Source organism: Ramlibacter henchirensis, assembly GCF_004682015.1.
In the GTDB taxonomy this organism is placed as follows: Bacteria; Pseudomonadota; Gammaproteobacteria; order Burkholderiales; family Burkholderiaceae_C; genus Ramlibacter; species Ramlibacter henchirensis.
Window position 1 is genome coordinate 1,783,953 of sequence record NZ_SMLM01000001.1, and the last position, 19,149, is coordinate 1,803,101.

Genomic DNA, 19,149 nt, shown 5'->3' on the forward strand with positions numbered 1-19,149 from the left:
GCAGCATCGCGAGTCACCGGCACCTGAGCTTGGCGAACCTACAGCGCCGCGCGAAAACGCCTGACAGCACCGCTCGCGCGCGGCGCGGACACTGCGGCGCATGGGAATCTTCGACCTGCCAACCTACGTCTGGCCCTTCATCCTGGCCGTCGTGGCCGCGGTGACCGGCAAGGTGGTGTCCGGCCGCGTGCGCGACGACCCGGGCTCGTTCCCAGGCTGGATCCTCTATGCCGTGGCGATCGGCTGCGTGATCATCGGCCTGGCGACCTGGTGGCTGAGCCATCAGGTGTAGCCGCGCCGGACGCGCAAGGCTGCTGCCCTACGCCGCTTCCTTGTAGAAGAACTCGCGCCGGCGGCTGCGCGTGGGCAGCGGCGCGACGGCTTGCCCGATCGCGGCGATGTGCTCGGGCGTGGTGCCGCAGCAGCCGCCCACGATGTTCACCAGCCCCTCGGCCGCGAAGTCGCGCAGCAGACGCGAGGTGACGTCGGGCGTTTCATCGAAACCGGTCTCGCTCATCGGGTTGGGCAGCCCCGCGTTGGGATAGCAGCTGATGAAGGTGTCGGGCGCGGCCTTGGCCAGCTCCTGGATGTAGGGCCGCATCAGCGCGGCGCCCAGCGCGCAGTTCAGGCCGACGGCCAGCGGCTGCGCATGGCGCACGCTGTACCAGAAGGCGGTGACGGTCTGGCCGCTGAGGATGCGGCCGGATGCATCGGTCACCGTGCCGCTGATGATCACCGGCAGGCGCTGGCCGCTCTTCTCGAAGAATTCGTCGATCGCGAACAGCGCCGCCTTGGCATTGAGCGTGTCGAAGATGGTTTCCACCAGCAGCAGGTCGACACCGCCTTCCACCAGGCCATCGACCTGTTCGTAGTAGGCCGCACGAAGCTGCTCGAAGTCGACGTTGCGGGCGCCGGGGTCGTTCACGTCGGGGCTGATGCTGGCGGTGCGCGGCGTGGGGCCGAGCGCGCCGGCCACGAAGCGCGGCTGGTCGGGTGTGGAGAACTTGTCGGCGGCTTCGCGCGCGATCCGGGCCGCCACCACGTTCAGCTCATGGGAGATGTGCGCCAGCTCGTAGTCGTCCTGCGCCAGCGCGTTGGCGCCGAAGGTGTTGGTCTCGATGATGTCGGCGCCGGCCGCGAGGAAGCCTTCGTGGATGTCGCGGATCACTTCGGGCCGCGTGAGCACCAGCAGCTCGCCGTTGTTCTTCAGGTCCTTGGGATGCTCGCGGAAGCGCTCGCCGCGGAAGTCGGCTTCGGTGAGCTTCAGGCGCTGGATCATGGTGCCCATCGCGCCATCCAGGATCAGGATGCGTTTCTCGAGCAGGGCCGGCAGGGCCTGGCCGCGGGTGTAGGCGATGGGCTTCATGTCCGCAGATTGTAGGAAACGGGTGCTCCGCCCCCCCGCCAGCAGGGAGAATCAGGGGATCGTGTCCAGCGCCCCCTCCATCCTCCAGCAGGTCTTTGGCTACGAGCGGTTCCGCGGCCAGCAGGCCGACATCGTCGAACACGTCATCGCGGGCGGCGACGCGCTGGTGCTGATGCCCACCGGCGGCGGCAAGTCGCTGTGCTACCAGGTGCCCGCCATCGCTCGCGAGCGCGCCGGCCTGGGCGCCACCATCGTGGTGTCGCCGCTGATCGCGCTGATGCACGACCAGGTCGGCGCCCTGCACGAGGCGGGCGTGCCGGCCGCGTTCCTCAATTCCTCGCTGTCGTTCGAAGAGGCGCAAGACGTCGAGCGCCGCCTGATGCGCGGCGAGATCACGCTGCTGTACGCCGCGCCGGAACGCGTGACGACGCCGCGTTTCCTCTCGCAGCTGGACACGTTGCGGCAGCAGGGGCGCCTGGCGCTGTTCGCCATCGACGAGGCGCATTGCGTCAGCCAGTGGGGCCACGATTTCCGGCCCGAGTACCGGGCCCTCACGGTGTTGCACGAGCGCTATCCGGGCGTGCCGCGCATCGCGCTCACCGCCACCGCCGACGCGACGACCCGCGCCGACATCGTCGAGCGGCTGCAGCTGCAGGAGGCCCGCCAGTTCGTCAGCAGCTTCGACCGGCCCAACATCCGCTACCGGCTGGTGGAGAAGAAGGACCCGTCGGCGCAGCTGCTGCGCTTCATCGAGCAGGAGCACGAGGGCGACGCCGGCATCGTCTACTGCCAGTCGCGCAAGCGGGTGGAGGAGACGGCGCAGACGCTCTGCGAGCGCGGGGTCGACGCCCTGCCCTACCACGCCGGCCTGGACGCCGACGTGCGCCAGCGCAACCAGGACCGCTTCCTGCGCGACGACGGCGTCGTGATGGTGGCCACCATCGCCTTCGGCATGGGCATCGATAAGCCCGACGTGCGCTTCGTGGCGCACCTGGACATGCCCAAGAACATCGAGGGCTACTACCAGGAAACCGGCCGCGCCGGCCGCGACGGCCTGCCCGCGCAGGCCTGGATGCTGTACGGCCTGCAGGACGTGGTGAACCAGCGCCGCATGATCGACGAGAGCCCGGCCGGCGAAGAGTTCAAGCAGGTCATGCGCGGCAAGCTCGATGCGCTACTGGCGCTCGCCGAGGCGACCGACTGCCGGCGCGTGCGGCTGCTCGCCTACTTCGGCGAAGCGTCGCAACCCTGCGGCAATTGCGACAACTGCCTCTCGCCGCCGCAGGTGTGGGACGGCACGGACGCGGCGCGCAAGCTCCTGTCGACGGTGTACCGCGTGCAGCAGGCCAGCGGCATCAGCTTCGGCGCCGGGCACGTGATGGACATCCTGCGCGGCAAGCGCACGGAGAAGGTCGAGCAGTTCGGCCACGACAAGCTGTCCACCTTCGGGCTCGGCGCGCAGTTCAGCGAGCCGCAGTTGCGCAGCGTGCTGCGCCAGCTGGTCGCCACCGGCTCGGTGGCGGTGGACGCGGAGTCGTTCAACACGCTGCGGCTGACCGAAGGCTCGCGTGCGGTGCTCAAGGGCGAGCGGCAGGTGCTGCTGCGGGAGTCGCTGTCCCAGCCTGCCGGCCGCAAGCGGCGCGAGCGCAGCGGGACCGCGAGCGCCGTCGCGGCGGGGCTGACCGATGCCGCGCAATCGCGCTTTGCCGCGCTCAAGGCCTGGCGCGCGGAGGTGGCGCGCTCCCACAACCTGCCGGCGTACGTGATCTTTCACGACGCGACGCTGGCGGCGATCGCTGCGATGGGGCCGACGTCTGTGGATCAGCTGGAAGGCGTGAGCGGGATCGGCGCGCGCAAGCTCGAGGCCTACGGCGAGGAAGTGCTGCGGGTGCTCGCGTCGGCCTGAGTCACTGCACGAAGCCGATGTTGCGCGATTCGCGCACCTCCGGCTTGATGCGGTGCTCCGCTTCCAGCTGCTCGAGGAACTCCAGCGGCCCGAAATCCCCGGCCGCCAGGATGTCGACCTGGCGCTTGACCGCCGCGAAGTCGCCGGGGCACAGCTGGTCCAGCCGCGTGAGCCGCGCGCGGATCTCGTCCGTCAACGCACCTGACTCCCCGCCCAGCGCCTCGTTGACGAACATCGTCTCGCGCTGCGCCGGCGTCAGCGGCTTGAAGCGGATCTTGAAGGTGAAGCGCCGCAGGGCCGCCTGGTCGATACGGTCCATGAGATTGGTGGTGCACACGAAGATGCCGGCGAAGCGCTCCATGCCCTGCAGCATCTCGTTCACTTCCGTCACCTCGTAGGTGCGCTGCGCGCCGCGCCGGTCCTGCAGGAAGCTGTCGGCCTCGTCCAGCAGCAGCACCGCCTTCTCGCTCTCGGCTTCGCGGAACATGGCCGCCATGTTCTGCTCGGTCTCGCCGACGAACTTGCTCATCAGGTCGCTGGCCTGCTTGATCAGCAGGGGCCGGTCCAGCCGGCGCGCGATGTGTTCGGCCAGCGCCGTCTTGCCCGTGCCCGGCGCGCCGTAGAAACACAGCGTGCCGTGTCCGCGCGCCTTGAGCGCTTCGACGATGCGCGGGATCTCGAAACGGCTCTCCACGTTCAGCATCGCCAGGTCGTAAGTGGTGACGCTGGGGCGCGCCGCGCCGGGCGTGCGGTTGCCCAAGGCCTGGTCCGCGTTGCGCAGCTGGCGTTCGATCAGCTGTTCGACCGACGTCGACGTTCCGCCCGCCAGGCCGGCGAACCGCACCGCGGTGCGGATCTGCGCCGGCGTCAGTCCCTTGCGTTCGGTGAGCTTGGCGACGAAGCCGTCCGACACCGAAACGCCGTCCAGCGTCTTTCGCACCAGGCCTTCGCGCGCGCCCGGCGGCGGCGACTTCAGTTCCAGGTGATAGGCGAAGCGGCGGCGGAACGCCGGGTCGATCTGCTCGATGCGGTTGGTGACCCACAGCGTGGGCACCGGGTTGGATTCCAGGATCTGGTTCACCCAGGCCTTGCCGCTCACGCTGCCGTTGGCGGGAGCCGCCACCTGCTCGGCGCGCGCGATCAGCTGCGCGGCCTCGGAGCTGATGGGCGGGAACACGTCTTCCACTTCGTCGAAGAGCAGCGCCGCCTGCGCGCTGCCCTTGAGGAACACCTGCGCGATCTGAAGCGAGCGGTAGCGGTCGCGGCCGGAAAGCGAATTGCCGTCGCGGTCGGCGTACTCGACTTCGAACAGCTCGAGCCCCGCCGCCTGCGCCACCACTTTCGCGAGTTCGGTCTTGCCGGTGCCGGGCGGCCCGTACAGCAGCACGTTGACACCCGGCTCCTTGCGATCGACAGCATTGCGCAGCAGCGCGCACAGGACCTGCGCGTCTTCCTCCACGAAGGCGAAGTCCGACAGCCCGAGCGTGCTCTTCGCGCTGGGCCGGGTGAACACCGCCATCAGCTCGTTCTGGTCGCGGTATTCGCGCATCAGCACCGGCGGCAGCTTCTCGCTGACCTTCATCAGGTCGGCCAGGTCAGTGATGTTGTGCTCGGAGATGAGGTTCTCGACCAGGCCGATCCGCTCCAGCCGCGAACCGACGCGCAGCGCCTCGCCCACGTCGGCCGCGTTCACCCCCGCGATGTCGGCGATCGCGGCATAGGCCTCGGGCGCGTTGTTGACCTTGAACTCGACCAGGATGCTGCGCAGATCACGCTGGTAGCGCGCAAGCGTTCCGTAGAGGAGCAGCGCACGCTCGGCCTTGTTGAGCTGCAGGAGACCCGACAGCGCGTCGATGTTCTTTTCCACCAGCGTGGACTGCTTCTTCAGCGCATGGGTCAGCCATTCGCCGGTGACGGTGAGCACCGACAGCAGGTCCTTGGGCTGGTCCTTGGCGTACTCGTCCAGGTAGAAGAAGAGCGTGCCTTCCTCGTAGGGGCCGCGCCACACACCGTGGCGATCCAGGAACTCGGCGGTGGAGAGCTGCTCGTGGCCACGCCAGAACTCGTTGTCCTTGCAGCGGCGGCCGAGGAATTCGCGCAGGCGGGCCAGTGCGGGCGCGGGCCACACCAGGTGCCGGCCCGAGAGCGACAGCAGCCCGTTGAGGTCGCGGCGCACGTTGAACTTGCCGCCCTGCTTGGCCGCCAGCGTCAGCACGAAGTGCGAGCACATGAGGTCGAGCACGGGGGCGTCCTTCAGCCCCGGCGATGGGAGCATCTGCACATCGACCGTTCGCTTGACCATGGGAATGGCGCCTCCAGTTCGCAAAGGACACGCGGCGCCTACGATAACTCGGCTTCATCCCGCGTGGGAAGGAATCTGGGCGCCTGCGGCCGCGCCAGCCCGCCCGCCACAATGCGGGCCATGCTGGAACTCGCCGACATCCGGGCCGCCGCCCGCCGACTGCAGGGCCAGGTGCTGCGCACGCCCTGCGTTGCCTCGCAGACCCTCTCGCAGCTGACCGGCGCGCGCGTCTTCCTCAAGTTCGAGAACCTGCAGTTCACCGCTTCGTTCAAGGAGCGCGGGGCCTGCAACAAGCTGACCCAGCTGAGCGACAACGAGCGCGCCCGTGGCGTGATCGCGATGAGCGCGGGCAACCATGCCCAGGGCGTGGCCTACCACGCGCAGCGCCTGGGCCTGCGAGCCGTCATCGTCATGCCGCGCTTCACGCCCGGCGTGAAGGTGGAGCGCACGCGCGGCTTCGGCGCCGAGATCGTCCTGCACGGCGACACGCTGGACGAGGCGCGCGGCCACGCGCTGGAACTCGCCCAGGAGCAGGGCCTGACCTTCGTTCATCCCTACGACGACGAGGCCATCGTCGCCGGCCAGGGCACGGCGGCGCTGGAAATGCTGGACGACGTGCCGCAGCTCGACACGATCGTCGTGTCGGTCGGCGGCGGAGGCCTGATCGCGGGCATGTCGCTGGCGGCCAAGTCGGTCAAGGCGGGCATCGAGGTCGTGGGCGTGCAGACCCTGCGCTTCCCCAACATGTACAACGCGCTGAAGAAGGCGCAGCTGCCGCAGGGCGTGTCGACGATCGCGGAGGGCATCGCGGTCGGCACGCCGGGGAAGATCCCGCGCGAGATCATCGAGCGCTGCGTCGACGACATCCTGCTGGTGGACGAAGGCGACATCGAGCAGTCGATCGTGCTGCTGCTGGAGATCGAGAAGACTTTGGTGGAGGGCGCCGGCGCGGCGGGGCTGGCGGCGATGCTCAAGCATCCCGAGCGCTTCCGCGGCCGCACGGTGGGCCTGGTGCTGGGCGGCGGCAACATCGATCCGCTGCTGCTCGCGTCGATCATCGAGCGCGGCATGGCGCGCGCGGGGCGGCTGGCGCGCATCCGCGTGTGCGCGCGTGACGTCCCGGGCTCGCTGGCGCGCATCACGGCCACGGTCGCGGAGGCCGGCGCGAACGTCGACGAGGTGCACCACCAGCGCGCGTTCACGATGCTGGCGGCGCAGAACGTGGAGATCGAGCTGGTGATCCAGACGCGCGGGCCGCAGCACATCGAAGCCGTGCTCGGCTCGTTGCGCAAGGCGGGCTTCGAAGCCGAGCGGCAGTAGGCGGGGTTGCGCCGCACCTATCATTGCCCGCCATGACGCTCGACCAGCTTCAATCCACCCTTCCCGACTACTTCGCGCCTTGGGTGCAGGCGCTGGGCCTTCGGGCCGAGGGCTTCGATGCCGACAGCGTGACGCTGCGGCTGCCCCAGAGCGACCAGCTCGCGCGCGCCGGCAACATGCTGTGCGGCCAGGCCATGATGGCGGCGGCCGACACGGCGATGGTGCTGGCGCTCGTCAACCATTTCGGCGAGTTCCGCCCCTGCACGACGGTGCAGATGAACACAAGCTTCCTGCGGCCGCTCTCGGGTCAGGACGGGCTGGTGCAGGCCCGCATCGTGCGCGCGGGCAAGGCCCTGGCCTTCGGCGAGATCGACATCCGTGGCGCACAGGACGGCAAGAGCGTCTGCCGGGCCAGCACCACGTACGCGCTGCTGTAGCGCTGGGCGCCGGCCGCTAGAATTGCGGGTTCCACCTATCGAATCACCGAGACCCCCATGGCCAGCACCGAACACCGCCACAGCCACGGCGAGCACCACCACGAACCGCACGACACCGTCGAGAGCATCGTCCCGCTGATGCCCATCGTGCTGCCCGTCGTGGGCGGCGTGCTGATGTTCCTGCTGGCGTTCATCGCCATCTACATGGCCTGATCGAAGCGCGAACAAAGCTTTCCCCCGACAGCCCGGACCGTTGAAACGGCCGGGCTGTTTGCTTTCTGCTGCAGGGCTTCAACCCCACGCATAAAGTCATGTTTGTTTTGCATGGAATCGGGTAGTTGCGGAACCCACGTTCAGTTGCCCCTCCCTAGAATCCCCATTCCAGCCGACCCGCGGACCGCGCCGCAACGGGCGCTGCAGTGCCCCTGCCGCCCCTGAACGCCCCGCACGCCGACTGAGCCAAGCCCGGTTTCAAAAAGGCGCGCTCGGCCCCCGTTGCAGAGCTCCACCTTTTGGAAACCCGGTTTTCTATTCAGGAGCTTTGTGACGATGAACTCACCCGTGATGCAGGGTTTGACCCTCAAAACGCCGCCCTATGTGCGCAATGCCCGGCTGGTCGCCTGGGTGGCCGACATGGTCGCGTTGTGCAAGCCCGACGCCGTCCACTGGTGCGACGGCAGCCAGGAGGAATACGACCGCCTGTGCCAGCAGCTGGTGGACGCGGGCACCTTCCGCCGCCTCGATCCGGTCAAGCGCCCCGGCTCGTACCTGGCCTGGTCCGACCCGAGCGACGTCGCGCGCGTCGAGGACCGCACCTTCATCTGCTCGAAGAAGAAGGAAGACGCCGGCCCGACGAACAACTGGATGGACCCGGCCGAGATGCGCGCGACGCTGCAGCCGCTCTTCGACGGCTGCATGCGCGGGCGCACCATGTACGTGGTGCCGTTCTCCATGGGCCCGCTCGGTTCGCCCATCGCCCACATCGGCATCGAGCTGTCCGACAGCCCGTACGTGGCGGTGAACATGAAGATCATGACCCGCATGGGCAAGGCCGTGTACGAGGTGCTGGGCGTGAACGGCGAGTTCGTGCCTTGCGTGCACACGGTCGGCGCGCCGCTCAAGCCGGGCGAGAAGGACGTGGCCTGGCCCTGCAACAAGACCAAGTACATCGTCCACTACCCCGAGACGCGCGAGATCTGGTCGTACGGCTCCGGCTACGGCGGCAACGCGCTGCTCGGCAAGAAATGCTTCGCCCTGCGCATCGCTTCCACCATGGGCCGCGACGAAGGCTGGCTGGCCGAGCACATGCTGATCCTGGGCGTGACCAACCCCGAGGGGCGCAAGTACCACGTGGCTGCCGCCTTCCCGTCCGCCTGCGGCAAGACCAACTTCGCGATGCTGATCCCCCCCAGGGGCTTCGAGGGCTGGAAGGTCACCACCATCGGCGACGACATCGCGTGGATCAAGCCGGGCGCCGACGGCCGGCTGTACGCGATCAATCCCGAAGCGGGCTACTTCGGCGTGGCGCCGGGCACCAACACGGACACCAATCCGAATTGCATGGCCAGCCTGGACAAGAACGTGATCTTCACGAATGTCGCGCTCACCGACGACAACGACGTGTGGTGGGAAGGCATGGGCCCGGCGCCGGCGCATGCGATCGACTGGCAAGGCAAGGACTGGACGCCGCAGCTGGGCAAGGAAACCGGGGCCAAGGCGGCGCACCCGAACGCGCGCTTCACCGTGGCCGCCATCAACAATCCGGCCCTCGACCCCGCGTGGGATGACCCCAAGGGCGTGCCGATCGACGCCTTCATCTTCGGCGGCCGCCGTTCCACCACGGTGCCGCTGGTGACCGAGGCCCGCGACTGGGTGGAAGGCGTGTACATGGCCGCCACCATGGGCTCGGAAACCACCGCCGCGGCCTTCGGCCAGCAGGGCGTGGTGCGGCGCGACCCGTTCGCCATGCTGCCCTTCGCCGGCTACAACATGAGCGACTACTTCCAGCACTGGCTGCAGCTGGGCAAGAAGCTCAAGGCCTCGGGCGCCCGGCTGCCGCGCATCTACACCACCAATTGGTTCCGCAAGGGTGAGGACGGCAAGTTCGTCTGGCCAGGCTACGGCGAGAACATGCGCGTGCTCAAGTGGATGATCGACCGCATCGAGGGCAAGGCGGACGGGCAAGAGCACGTGTTCGGCGTCAGCCCGCGCTACGAGGAGCTCAACTGGACCGGCCTTGACTTCTCTCGCGACCAGTTCAAGACCGTCACCAGCATCGACAAGGCCGCCTGGCAGAAGGAACTGCAGCTGCACGCCGAGCTGTTCCAGCAGCTTGCCTACCACCTGCCGCAGGAGCTGGGCGACACGAAGGCGCGCATCGAGAAGCGGCTGGCCGCCTGACGCCGACGCCGCGCGTCAAAGAAAACAGCCGCCCGAGGGCGGCTGTTTTTTATCGTGTGACAGCTATCGGTGGGCGGCGGCCAGGCGCTTGCGGCGTCTTTGCGCCTTTCGCTGCGCCTGCCGTTGCGCCCAGCCGTCCAGCCAGGCGAGCACCGGGGCCGGCAGAGCGGCCAGCAGGCCTCGCCAGCCCCAGCGGGTGGCGCGCAGCAGCAGCATGGCTCAGTAGTAGCTGCGGACGTCGCGGGCGGCGTCGGACGACATGGCGCGGCTGAGGTCCGCCATCACGCGGGCGTCGGTCACGGCCACGTCCCAGAACCGGCGGTCTTCGGCGGCCTGGCGGCGGGCGGCGGCGAAAGCCTTCACTTTCGCGCTGAAGCCGAGGACGACACGGCGGGCGGGAGCGGCCAGCAGCGCCAGTGCCGCGAAGGCCACGGTCCACAGGACGATCCACGCGGCCAGTAAGTGGCCCTCGGTCCAGGTGTCCACCACCTGGTTGGCCACGACCAGCAGCGCGGAGACGACCGCGGCCAGCAGCAGGGTGGCGGCGCCGCGCGCGCCGTCGAAACGGGATGCGATGTCCTTCAGGGCACCGGCGGCGCGCTCGATCCGCTCGACACCGGAATGCTGGGTGGGATAGTCGACATGAACGAACTGGGTCATTTGAATTTCCTCCGTAATGGCCGAGAGCTTCGGCACGAGGCATAGATTAGGGTTGACCCTGATATTATTCAAATCACGGTTTGTGATTCCAATCATTCAGGAGATCGATAGTCGTGCCGAACTTCCGCACTTTCGACCTGAACTTGTTGCGGGTTTTCGACCAAGTCATGGCCGAGCGCAACCTCACCCGCGCGGCCCACAACCTGTCGATGACCCAGCCGGCGGTCAGCAATGCGCTCAACCGTTTGCGGGATGCGCTGGGCGACAAGCTGGTGGTGCGCAGCGGCTACGGCGTCGAGCCCACGCCCCGCGCGCTGGCGCTCTGGCCGGCTGTCGGCGACGCGCTGCGGCAACTGGAGGGGGCGCTTTCGCCCGGCCAGTTCGTGGCGTCGCAGGCGAACAACACTTTCGTCTTGGCGATGGCCGATGCCACTGCGGCCGAGCTGATGCCAGGGCTGGTCGAGATCATCGAACGCGACGCCCCGGGCGTCTCGATGCGCGTGCTGCCGCTGACCACTCGCGACCCCCGCAAGCTGCTGGACGAGGGCGCGGTCGACCTTGCCGTCGGCTTCTTCCCGGCTGTCCTGGCGGATCTGACCGCGCAGTCGCAGGCCGGCAAGATGGCGGCCTTCGATCACCAGCGGCTGTACGACGGGCGCTACGTCTGCGTGATGCGACGCGAGCACCCACTCGCGCTCGGGCCCTTGACACTGGAGCGCTTCTGCGCCGCGCACCACATGCTGGTGAGCTTCTCCGGGCGCCCTTACGGGTTCATCGACGAGGCACTGGCCGCGCTCGGCCAGAAGCGGCGCATCGTGCTGACCGTCAACCAGTTCTTCACCGCGGGCCGGGTGGTGGCGCAGTCGGACCTGCTCACCGTGCTGCCCCGGCACTTCGTCGGAACCACCGGCATGGCATCCGAACTGGCCTTTCGCGAGTTGCCGTTCGAGGTGCCGCTGGTCCACGTCGACTCGCTCTGGCACCACCGGCAGGGCCAGCGCAGCGAGCACGCCTGGCTGCGCCTGGCCGTGCTGGCGGCGGCGCGCAAGGCTTTCCAGGGCGAACGCGAGTAAGCATCTTCCCGGGCTGTGCATTCCTCCGGTCGAGCAGATCGAAGTGCAGCCCAGCTTCGCCGCCGCCGACAATGGCGCGGTGAAGTTCCAGCTGATGTCAGACCTGCATCTCGAAACCCAGCCGGGCCTCCAGTTCTCGCCGGCGCCGCAGGCCGAACTCCTGGTGCTTGCCGGCGACGTCGGCTCCTACCAGCCCGGCAGCGCCCTGCCGGGCGAGGACTTCGGCCTGGAGCGGTTCGCGCCGCGCAACGGCTGGCCGGTGCCCGTCCTGTTCGTTCCGGGCAACCACGAGTACGACAACCTCGAATTCGACGCCACACACGCCCGCCTGCGCGAAACCTGCGAACGGCTTGGGATCACCTGGCTGGAGCGCGAAGTTCTCGTGCTGGGCGGCGTGCGCTTCGTGGGCACCACGCTATGGACGGACTTTGACGCGCTGGCGGCGCAGGCGCCGGACACCACGCGGGCCCTGAAGCAGCGCGAGAAGGCCTTTCGCGCGGCCAACTTCTACCTGCCCAGGTTCGCCGGCACGTTCCGCGGCGAACCGATGCACGCCGAACAATGGCGCGCCTTGGGTCTTGAGTGCCAGCAGTGGCTGCGTGAGGTGCTGGCCCCGCCATTCGACGGGCCGACCGTCGTCGTCACCCATTTCGCGCCTTCGCTGCAAAGCGCCGATCCGCGCTACGGCCTTACGCCCGGCACCGCGGGCTTCTGCAACGCGCTGGACGACCTGCTGCCCCGCGCGCAGCTGTGGGCGCACGGCCACCTGCATTGCCACCAGGACTACCGGGTGAATGGCTGCCGCGTGGTCGCGAATCCGGTGGGCTATTCGCGCAAGGGCGAGCAGGAAGGCTTCCTGCCGCATTGGGTGCTGGAGGTGCCGGCGGCGCCCGCCGCGGTCACCGCGCGCTGAGGCCGTCGAAGCAGGTGCTCAGGACCAGGTCGACGATCTGCTCGTCGGTGTGCTGCCCGGCGGCCTTGAGGAATTCGACCACCGGATCGCAGGCGCGGGCGTAGAGCGTGTAGAGCACGGCGGCCGACGGCAGCTTCGGGTCGACGGCGCCCTCGCGCTGGCCGGCCTCGATCCATTCGCCCAGCTGCTCGCCGATGCCGGTCAAGGCGTCGCGGTAGTCGCGGCTGGACATGAGCGCGGCGCGCAGCGAGGAGTTCTGGCTCGGCAGCGAAGGCATCTGGCCGGCGAGCCGGACCTGCAGCGTCCAGCGCACGGCCGACTTCAGCTTGTCCAGCATCGGCAGCGCGGGATCGACGCTCGCCAGGAACTGCTGCGCGCGGCGCATCACGCGCACCATGGCGGCGGCGGCGAGATCTTCCTTGCTCGGGAAATGCTTGTAGAGGCTGGCCTTGGCGATGCCGACGGCCGCGGCGACTTCGTCCACCGTCATGGCATCGAAGCCTTTTTCGGCGAGCAGCCGGTTCACGTTCTGGATGATCGCCTCTTCGCGCGCGGCCAGCATCTGCTCCTTGAAGGAAGGCCGGGCGACGACGGTGCTCATGGCGGAAATTCTAATGCTGGGTCATTGGCTCTTCCGTGGTGGACGGGCGCGTGCAGCCTGAGCAAAGTCCACACGCCACCGTCGTGACGCAAGAGGCCGTTAGGCTTGCGGCCCCATGGATTCCGTCTCGCAACTGGCGCTCGGCGCCGCCGTCGGCGTAGCTGTCATGGGCCGCCGCACGGCCCTCTGGAAAGCAGCGCTGTGGGGCGGCGTCGCCGGCACGCTGCCCGACTTGGACGCCTTCATCGATTACGGCGACGCGGTGCGCAACATGACGTACCACCGCGGCTCGAGCCACGCGATTTTCTGGCAGACACTCGCCTCGCCCGTGCTGGCATGGATCGCGAGCCGCGTGCACGGCGAGGCGAAAAGCTTCCGGCGCTGGTGGCTTGCGATCTGGCTTGCCCTCATCACGCATCCGCTGCTGGACACGATGACGGTGTACGGCACGCAGCTGCTGCTGCCCTTCACCAACCATCCGTTCGGCGTCGGCAGCATCTTCATCATCGATCCGCTCTACACGCTGCCGCTGCTGATCGGGGTGGGCGTCGCATTGGCGCGCCGCGCACCCGCGGGACTGGCGTGGAACCGCTGGGGACTGATCCTCTCCACCGGCTATCTCGCGTGGAGCGCTCTCGCACAAGCGCATGTGCGCGGCGTCGCCGAACAGACGCTGGCCGCACGCGGCGCGCCCGCGCAGGAGCTTCTCGTGACGCCCACCGCGTTCAACACCGTCCTGTGGCGGGTGGTGGCGATGCGCGAGGACGGCTACGAGGAAGGCTTCTACTCGCTGCTGGACGGCGGCCGGCCGATCCGCTTCGAGCGTTTTGCGACCGACCGGGCGCTGGAGCGATCGCTGCACGACGTCTGGGCCGTGCAGCGCATGGCCTGGTTCTCGCACGGCTTCTACAAGATGCAGGCGCAGGACGGCCGCGCGTTCATCACCGACCTGCGCATGGGGCAGGAGCCCTGGTACGTCTTCAACTTCGCGGTTGCGCGGCGTGAAGGCGCGAACTGGTCGCCGGAGCCGCCGCGCAACTTCGGCGCGCGCGGCAACCTCGATGAAGGCCTTTCGTGGCTGGGGCGGCGGATGCTGGGCGAGGACGTGCCGCCGCCGCGGTGAAGCCCGTGGTCAGCCGTCGGCCGACCCGATCATCAGCTGCCACAGCCGCACCGGCGTGAGCGGCATCTGCAGCCGCGGCGCGAGCGCCGCGTGGCCGCCGCGCGCGAGCGCATCGGCCACCGCGTTGACCACGCAGGGCGTGGCGCCGATGGTGCCGAGTTCGCCCACGCCCTTCACGCCGAGCGGGTTGTTGCTGCACGGCGTGGATTCGTCCATGCGGGTGACGAACTCGCAGGCGAGCAGGTCGGCGCGCGGCGCGGCGTAGTCCATCAGGCTGCCGGTGATCGGCTGGCCGCTGTCGGCGTCGTACACCACCTGCTCGAGCAGCGCCTGTCCGAGGCCCTGCACCGCGCCGCCATCGAGCTGGCCGCGCACGATGGTGGGATTGACCACTCGCCCCACGTCGTTGACGCTGCTGTAGGCGACCACGCGCACCTCGCCGGTCGTGGGATCGACTTCCACTTCGCAGATGTGGCAACCGTTCGGCCAGCTCGGCCCCGCGACGGTGGTGCTGCTCTCCAGGAAGATGCGTCCCTGCGGCTGCCTGGCCGCCAGCGAGAACAGGTCCACTGCGATGTCGGTGCCGCGCACCTTGAAGCGCCCGGCCTCGTACTCCAGATCCTGCACGCTCGCCTCCAGCGATTGCGCCGCGAGCCGCCGCGCCTCCTCCAGCGTCTTCTCCGCGCCTTCGCGCAGCGCCGAGCCGCCGGTGAAGATGGAACGCGAGCCGGCGCTGCCGAACCCTTCGCCGCGGTCCGTGTCGCCGAGCACCACGCGCACGCGGTCCATCGGCACGCCGAACACGTCGACCACCAGTTGCGCCAGCGTGGTAGCGATGCCCTGGCCCATGGCGTTGACGGCCGAGAACACCTCGATCACGCCGTCCGCCAACACCGACACGGTCACGCGCTCTTGCAGCGCGTTGCCGCCGGTCCATTCAAGGAACGTGGCGATGCCCAGTCCGCGCAGCTTGCCGCGCGCGCGGCTCTGCGCGAAGCGCGCATCGAACCCGCTCCAGTCGGCAAGCGCCAGACCCTGGTCCATGACGTGCTCGAAGCGGCCGACGTCGTAGACCTGCCCCATCGGGTTCTTGTAGGGCATCTGCTCGGGGCGGATGAAGTTGCGCCGGCGCAGCTGAACGCGGTCGATGCCGCTGGCGCGCGCGGCTTCGTCCATCAGCCGCTCGATGATGTAGATCGCCTCGGGCCGTCCGGCGCCGCGGTACGCGCCCGTCGGCGCCGTGTTCGTCATCACCGCCTGGTAGTGGAAGTCGATCAGCGGGATGTCGTAGACGCTGGTCTGCACCCACGGCCCGATCATCAGCTGGATCACGCAGCCGGTGGGCGTGGCATAAGCGCCGACGTTCGCCAGCGAATGCAGGCGCAGCGCCAGGATGCGGCCGTCGGCCGCGAGCGCCAGCTGCGCGTGCGTGCGCACGTCGCGGCCGTGGTGCGACGAGACGAATTCCTCGCCGCGTTCGGCGACCCATTTGACCGGGCGCTTCAGTTTCCACGCGCACCAGGCCAGCGCCACGTCTTCCGGGTACGCGCCGGTCTTCATGCCGAAGCCGCCGCCGACGTCGCCCACCGTCACGCGCAGCTGCTCCGGCTTGAGCCCGAGCAGGTCCGACAAGGTGGTGCGGACGCCGGAAGGCATCTGCGTACTCATCTGCAGCGTGAGCCGGCCGTCGTCGGCCGTCCAGGCCAGCACCGCGCGCGGTTCCAGCGACAGCGCAGCGAGGCGCTGGTTGTCGAGGTCGAGGCGGACGACGTGGGCGGCGCGAGCGAATGCAGCGTCGACGGCCTTCGCATCGCCATAGCGCGTCTCGGCCGCGACGTTGTCGGGCGCGTCGTCGCACAGCGCGGCCGTGCCCTGCACCGCCTGGTGCACGTCGACCACGCCGGGCAGCTCCTCGTACTCGACCCAGATCGACTCCGCCGCGTCGCGGGCCTGCTGCAGCGATTCGGCCACGACGATGGCGACCGGCTCGCCGACGAAACGGACGCGGTCGTGCGCGAGCACCGGCCTCGGGTGCGACACGCCGGGCGCGTCGCCGGCGCGCTTGAAGCCCGCGTTCACCGGCATCTGCCTGACGCCCGCCTGCAGCAGGTCGGCGCCGGTGGCCACGAGCGCGACACCGGGCATCGCGCGCGCGGACGCCGCGTCCACCGACACGATGCGCGCATGCGGATGCGGCGAGCGGACGAAGGCCACGCGCAACTGCGCGGCCGGCTGCACGTCGTCGGTGAACCGGCCCTGGCCTTTCAGAAGGCCCTCGTCCTCGATGCGGGGCACGGCGCGGCCGCTGCCGAAGCGGCCCACGGCGTCGGGCGTCAGGAGGTCTGCGCTCATCAACAGGATCCTTGGAGAAGTTCGCGGCGATTGTGCCCGCCGCGCGCGAACGTCGTCAGTGCAGCAGCTGCCGCGGCAGCGCCAGGAAGTTCAGCACGGCGGCATCGAACTCGTCGGGCGCTTCCAGGTTCTGCAGGTGGCCGATGCCCGGCAGCTCGAGGTAGGTGCTGCCGATGATGGCCTTGGCCATCTTCTTCATCAGCGCCGGTGGCGCATTGCGGTCGTGCTCGCCAGCCACCAGCAGCGTCGGCACGTGGATCTGCGGCAGGTTGGCCCGCCGGTCGAACGTCAGCATGGCCTCGAGCGCGCGCCGGTACGTCGACGGGTTCACCTGCGACATGCAGTGTGTCGCCAGGCGCACGCCTTCGGGCAAGGAGCCGGGGCCGACCATCTGCGGCACCAGTTTCTCCGCCAGCTGCGCCATCGTCTGGCCCTCGTTCAACGCAGCCGTGCGCTGCGCGATGAACTGCCGCTGCCACTCGCCATCCGGTTCGCCGAACGCGGCCGAGGTGCCGCACAGCACGAGCCGGCTGACCAGATGGGGGCGGCGCGCCACGACCTCCTGCGCCACCATGCCGCCCATGCTGTGCCCGAGAAGCACCACGTTCTCGCAGCGCAGGCTCTCGATCAGCGTGATGCAGCTCTCGGCCAGCCCCTTGAAGGTGTAGGGCTCGATCGGCGCGCTGCGGCCGTAGCCGGGCATGTCCCAGGCGACCGCGCGATAACCGCTGGAAGCCAGGCTCTCGACCTGCGGCGCGAAAGCGAGGTGCCCGCCGCCGACGCCGTGCAGCATCAGCACCGTGGGGCCGGCGCCCAGCGTTGTGAAGGTGGGCAGCGTGCTCATTCGACCCGGCGCGCCGCGCGTAGCTCCAACGAGCCATCGTCCGAAGGAGCCAGTCGCGCCGGTGCCGGGGGACGTTCGTTGCTCACGTGGACCTCTTTTCCTGCAACATGGTCAGCGCGGTTTGATCCATACTACATGAAATTTCATGCAAACCTGCTGATGAGCCCGCCCGTCAAGGCCCAGCCGCCCGCGTTCTCGCCGAAGGAGTTCCGCTCGGCGCTGGGCATGTTCGCGACGGGCGTGACCATCGTTACGGCGAGCACCGGCGAGGGCACGCCGATCGGGCTGACCGCCAATTCCTTCAACTCGGTCTCGCTGGATCCGCCGCTGGTGCTGTGGAGCCTGGCGCGCGCCGCGGCCTCGCTGCCGGCCTTCAGCACCGGTTCGCACTACGCCATCAACATCCTCGCGGCCGACCAGAAGCTGCTGGCCGAGAAGTTCGCGGTCAAGGGCGGCGACCGCTGGGGCGGCGTGGAGTTCACGCTCGGCTGCGGCGACGCGCCGCTGATCACCGGCGCGGCCGCCACCTTCGAATGCTTCAACCGCAGCCGCTACGAGGAAGGCGACCACGTCATCTTCGTCGGCGAGGTCGAGCGCGTGGCCTGGCGCGCGGGCGCCACGCCGCTGCTGTTCCACGGCGGCCGCTTCTACACGGAGCTGCCGCTGTGACAGCCGCGGGCGAGCGCTTCGTCGACAAGCACCTCGGCTACCTGCTGGGGCAGGCGAACCACGCGCTTTACAAGGACTTCGACGCGCACGTCCGCGCGCGCGGGCTCAGCTCGATCGAGTGGCGAGTGCTGGCCACGCTGCACGACGGCGAGCCGCTCACGGTCAGCCAGCTCGCGCAGGAGGTGCTGTCCAAGCAACCCACCGTGACCAAGCTCGTGCAGCGGATGGCCGAGCAGGGCTGGGTCGCGCTGCAGGCGGACGCGTCCGACCAGCGCCGCACGCTGGTGGCGGCCACCGCCGCCGGCAGGCGGCTGGTCAAGCCGCTGGTCGAGCAGGCGAAGGAGCATGAGGCACGCCTGCTGCGCACGCTCGGCGCAGCCGAGAAGAAGGCGTTGCGCCAGCTGCTGGGAAAACTGGTTTCGCCCGGGCGTTAGCGCGCGAGCGTGAGCTGGTAGCTGAATCGGTCGGCCCGATAGAGCGCGGTCTCGGTCTGCAGCGGCTGCCCGCCCTCGCCCAGCACCAGCCGGTGCACGCGCAGCGCAGGCTCGCCCGGCCCCGACTTCAGCCAGCGCGCCTCGCGCGCGGGCATGGCTTCGGCCCGGATGTCCAGGCGGGCCTCTCGCACCGGAAGCGCCAGGTCGCGCTCGAGCACCTCCAGCAGGTCGCGCCCGGAGACATCGACGCGCGCGATGCGCTCGCCCAGCCCGGGCACGAAGTGCGAGGTGTTGACGGACAGCGGGTCGCGATCGAGGTAGCGCAGCGAAACGAGCTGGACCACGGCCGTTCCCGGCGCGACCTCCAGCTGGGCCGCGAGCTCGCCGCCGGCGCGCACGCTCCTGAGCGACAGGCGCTTGCTGTGGATCGACTGGCCGCCGGCCGTCAGTGCCTCCGATAGGCCCTGCAGCCGCTCGAGCTTCTGGCTGGCATGCGGCGGCGCGACGAACGCACCCTTTCCCTGCAGCCGCACGATCAGCCCGGCCTTCTGCAGGTCGCCCAATGCCTGGCGCACGGTGATGCGGCTCACGCCTTGCTGCGCCACCAGCTCGTTCTCGGAAGGCAGGCGCTCGCCCGCCGCCAGGCGGCCGTCCAGGATGCGCGCCCGAAGCTCGTCGCGAAGGCGGGCGTACAGCGGCTGCGCGACCTCAGCCATGTGGGCCCGTCCTCAATGGCACGCGGGTTGCTT

Annotated in this window: 19 protein-coding genes; 11 read left to right on the forward strand and 8 right to left on the reverse strand. The window is 69.2% G+C overall.

Translation table 11 applies throughout. The features are described from left to right. Positions 1 to 100 precede the first annotated feature (100 nt). Entirely contained in the window at positions 101 to 292 is a 192-nt protein-coding gene (locus EZ313_RS08845) for a hypothetical protein (protein WP_135262799.1), read from the forward strand. A 27-nt stretch (positions 293 to 319) separates the two neighbouring features. Here the strand turns inward: EZ313_RS08845 and EZ313_RS08850 are convergent, their stop codons facing one another. After that, complete coding sequence (locus EZ313_RS08850; RefSeq protein WP_135262800.1) at positions 320 to 1,366, reverse strand: homocysteine S-methyltransferase family protein; 1,047 nt, start codon at positions 1,364 to 1,366, stop codon at positions 320 to 322. Here EZ313_RS08850 and recQ point away from each other — a divergent pair. Then, positions 1,356 to 3,272, forward strand: a complete 1,917-nt coding sequence (gene recQ, locus EZ313_RS08855; protein WP_135262801.1) for a DNA helicase RecQ — start codon at positions 1,356 to 1,358, stop codon at positions 3,270 to 3,272. The genes EZ313_RS08850 and recQ overlap by 11 nt on opposite strands. A 1-nt stretch (position 3,273) precedes the next feature. Here recQ and EZ313_RS08860 read toward each other — a convergent pair whose 3' ends face one another. Further along, positions 3,274 to 5,574: an ATP-binding protein gene (locus tag EZ313_RS08860; protein ID WP_135262802.1), complete on the reverse strand. Its 2,301-nt coding sequence runs from the start codon at positions 5,572 to 5,574 to the stop codon at positions 3,274 to 3,276. A 120-nt stretch (positions 5,575 to 5,694) separates the two neighbouring features. Here EZ313_RS08860 and EZ313_RS08865 point away from each other — a divergent pair, with 120 nt between their 5' ends. The 4 genes from EZ313_RS08865 to EZ313_RS08875 all read left to right on the forward strand — a co-directional run bounded on the left by EZ313_RS08865 (position 5,695) and on the right by EZ313_RS08875 (position 9,731). After that, the gene (locus EZ313_RS08865; RefSeq protein WP_205960349.1) at positions 5,695 to 6,894 is read left to right on the forward strand and encodes a threonine ammonia-lyase; all 1,200 of its coding nucleotides are present in this window, start codon (positions 5,695 to 5,697) and stop codon (positions 6,892 to 6,894) included. A 32-nt stretch (positions 6,895 to 6,926) separates the two neighbouring features. After that, positions 6,927 to 7,331: a PaaI family thioesterase gene (locus tag EZ313_RS08870; protein WP_135262804.1), complete on the forward strand. Its 405-nt coding sequence runs from the start codon at positions 6,927 to 6,929 to the stop codon at positions 7,329 to 7,331. A gap of 57 nt (positions 7,332 to 7,388) precedes the next feature. Next, on the forward strand, positions 7,389 to 7,544 hold the full coding sequence (locus tag EZ313_RS23270; RefSeq protein WP_167772549.1) for a hypothetical protein: 156 nt from the start codon (positions 7,389 to 7,391) through the stop codon (positions 7,542 to 7,544). 336 nt (positions 7,545 to 7,880) lie between these two features. Continuing rightward, positions 7,881 to 9,731 carry a phosphoenolpyruvate carboxykinase (GTP) gene (locus EZ313_RS08875; protein WP_135262805.1) on the forward strand — a complete coding sequence of 617 codons (1,851 nt, stop codon included), beginning with the start codon at positions 7,881 to 7,883 and terminating at the stop codon, positions 9,729 to 9,731. A 63-nt stretch (positions 9,732 to 9,794) separates the two neighbouring features. On the opposite strand, the gene EZ313_RS23275 is transcribed toward EZ313_RS08875, so the two are convergent. Together EZ313_RS23275 and EZ313_RS08880 are read right to left on the reverse strand one after the other, a co-directional pair. Further along, the gene (locus EZ313_RS23275) at positions 9,795 to 9,947 is read right to left on the reverse strand and encodes a hypothetical protein (protein ID WP_167772550.1); all 153 of its coding nucleotides are present in this window, start codon (positions 9,945 to 9,947) and stop codon (positions 9,795 to 9,797) included. A 3-nt stretch (positions 9,948 to 9,950) separates the two neighbouring features. Further along, a complete protein-coding gene (locus EZ313_RS08880) occupies positions 9,951 to 10,391 on the reverse strand; it encodes a hypothetical protein (protein ID WP_135262806.1) in 441 nt (146 codons plus the stop codon). 146 nt (positions 10,392 to 10,537) lie between these two features. Between EZ313_RS08880 and EZ313_RS08885 the strand changes: the two genes are divergently transcribed. Both EZ313_RS08885 and EZ313_RS08890 read left to right on the forward strand, forming a co-directional pair. Further along, positions 10,538 to 11,464 carry a LysR family transcriptional regulator gene (locus EZ313_RS08885; protein WP_420849303.1) on the forward strand — a complete coding sequence of 309 codons (927 nt, stop codon included), beginning with the start codon at positions 10,538 to 10,540 and terminating at the stop codon, positions 11,462 to 11,464. A 79-nt stretch (positions 11,465 to 11,543) separates the two neighbouring features. Continuing rightward, complete coding sequence (locus tag EZ313_RS08890; protein ID WP_135263621.1) at positions 11,544 to 12,377, forward strand: metallophosphoesterase; 834 nt, start codon at positions 11,544 to 11,546, stop codon at positions 12,375 to 12,377. Here the strand turns inward: EZ313_RS08890 and EZ313_RS08895 are convergent. After that, on the reverse strand, positions 12,364 to 12,978 hold the full coding sequence (locus tag EZ313_RS08895) for a TetR/AcrR family transcriptional regulator (protein WP_240788571.1): 615 nt from the start codon (positions 12,976 to 12,978) through the stop codon (positions 12,364 to 12,366). The two genes, EZ313_RS08890 and EZ313_RS08895, sit on opposite strands and share 14 nt — an antisense overlap. A 115-nt stretch (positions 12,979 to 13,093) precedes the next feature. Between EZ313_RS08895 and EZ313_RS08900 the strand changes: the two genes are divergently transcribed. After that, the gene (locus EZ313_RS08900) at positions 13,094 to 14,101 is read left to right on the forward strand and encodes a metal-dependent hydrolase (RefSeq protein WP_135262808.1); all 1,008 of its coding nucleotides are present in this window, start codon (positions 13,094 to 13,096) and stop codon (positions 14,099 to 14,101) included. 9 nt (positions 14,102 to 14,110) lie between these two features. Here the strand turns inward: EZ313_RS08900 and EZ313_RS08905 are convergent, their stop codons facing one another. After that, positions 14,111 to 16,453 carry a xanthine dehydrogenase family protein molybdopterin-binding subunit gene (locus EZ313_RS08905; RefSeq protein WP_135262809.1) on the reverse strand — a complete coding sequence of 781 codons (2,343 nt, stop codon included), beginning with the start codon at positions 16,451 to 16,453 and terminating at the stop codon, positions 14,111 to 14,113. A gap of 55 nt (positions 16,454 to 16,508) precedes the next feature. Beyond that, positions 16,509 to 17,297, reverse strand: a complete 789-nt coding sequence (locus EZ313_RS08910; protein WP_135262810.1) for an alpha/beta fold hydrolase — start codon at positions 17,295 to 17,297, stop codon at positions 16,509 to 16,511. 135 nt (positions 17,298 to 17,432) lie between these two features. On the opposite strand from EZ313_RS08910, the gene EZ313_RS08915 reads away from it, so the two are divergent. Continuing rightward, on the forward strand, positions 17,433 to 17,966 hold the full coding sequence (locus tag EZ313_RS08915; RefSeq protein WP_420849284.1) for a flavin reductase family protein: 534 nt from the start codon (positions 17,433 to 17,435) through the stop codon (positions 17,964 to 17,966). Then, a complete protein-coding gene (locus tag EZ313_RS08920) occupies positions 17,963 to 18,400 on the forward strand; it encodes a MarR family winged helix-turn-helix transcriptional regulator (RefSeq protein WP_135262811.1) in 438 nt (145 codons plus the stop codon). The genes EZ313_RS08915 and EZ313_RS08920 overlap by 4 nt, the downstream gene beginning before the upstream one ends. On the opposite strand, the gene EZ313_RS08925 is transcribed toward EZ313_RS08920, so the two are convergent. After that, complete coding sequence (locus EZ313_RS08925; protein ID WP_135262812.1) at positions 18,397 to 19,116, reverse strand: GntR family transcriptional regulator; 720 nt, start codon at positions 19,114 to 19,116, stop codon at positions 18,397 to 18,399. The genes EZ313_RS08920 and EZ313_RS08925 overlap by 4 nt on opposite strands. Positions 19,117 to 19,149: the final 33 nt, after the last annotated feature.

Bases quoted from the DNA above. Each gene is read 5' to 3' on its own strand.
- EZ313_RS08915 (WP_420849284.1), top strand. From the start codon at position 17,433: ATGAAATTTCATGCAAACCTGCTGATGAGCCCGCCCGTCAAGGCCCAG.
- EZ313_RS08900 (WP_135262808.1), top strand. From the start codon at position 13,094: ATGGATTCCGTCTCGCAACTGGCGCTCGGCGCCGCCGTCGGCGTAGCT.
- EZ313_RS08860 (WP_135262802.1), bottom strand. From the start codon at position 5,574: ATGGTCAAGCGAACGGTCGATGTGCAGATGCTCCCATCGCCGGGGCTG.
- EZ313_RS08905 (WP_135262809.1), bottom strand. From the start codon at position 16,453: ATGAGCGCAGACCTCCTGACGCCCGACGCCGTGGGCCGCTTCGGCAGC.
- EZ313_RS08865 (WP_205960349.1), top strand. From the start codon at position 5,695: ATGCTGGAACTCGCCGACATCCGGGCCGCCGCCCGCCGACTGCAGGGC.
- EZ313_RS08895 (WP_240788571.1), bottom strand. From the start codon at position 12,978: ATGAGCACCGTCGTCGCCCGGCCTTCCTTCAAGGAGCAGATGCTGGCC.
- EZ313_RS08910 (WP_135262810.1), bottom strand. From the start codon at position 17,297: ATGAGCACGCTGCCCACCTTCACAACGCTGGGCGCCGGCCCCACGGTG.
- EZ313_RS08850 (WP_135262800.1), bottom strand. From the start codon at position 1,366: ATGAAGCCCATCGCCTACACCCGCGGCCAGGCCCTGCCGGCCCTGCTC.
- EZ313_RS08845 (WP_135262799.1), top strand. From the start codon at position 101: ATGGGAATCTTCGACCTGCCAACCTACGTCTGGCCCTTCATCCTGGCC.
- EZ313_RS08870 (WP_135262804.1), top strand. From the start codon at position 6,927: ATGACGCTCGACCAGCTTCAATCCACCCTTCCCGACTACTTCGCGCCT.
- EZ313_RS23270 (WP_167772549.1), top strand. From the start codon at position 7,389: ATGGCCAGCACCGAACACCGCCACAGCCACGGCGAGCACCACCACGAA.
- EZ313_RS08880 (WP_135262806.1), bottom strand. From the start codon at position 10,391: ATGACCCAGTTCGTTCATGTCGACTATCCCACCCAGCATTCCGGTGTC.
- recQ (WP_135262801.1), top strand. From the start codon at position 1,356: ATGGGCTTCATGTCCGCAGATTGTAGGAAACGGGTGCTCCGCCCCCCC.
- EZ313_RS23275 (WP_167772550.1), bottom strand. From the start codon at position 9,947: ATGCTGCTGCTGCGCGCCACCCGCTGGGGCTGGCGAGGCCTGCTGGCC.
- EZ313_RS08875 (WP_135262805.1), top strand. From the start codon at position 7,881: ATGAACTCACCCGTGATGCAGGGTTTGACCCTCAAAACGCCGCCCTAT.
- EZ313_RS08925 (WP_135262812.1), bottom strand. From the start codon at position 19,116: ATGGCTGAGGTCGCGCAGCCGCTGTACGCCCGCCTTCGCGACGAGCTT.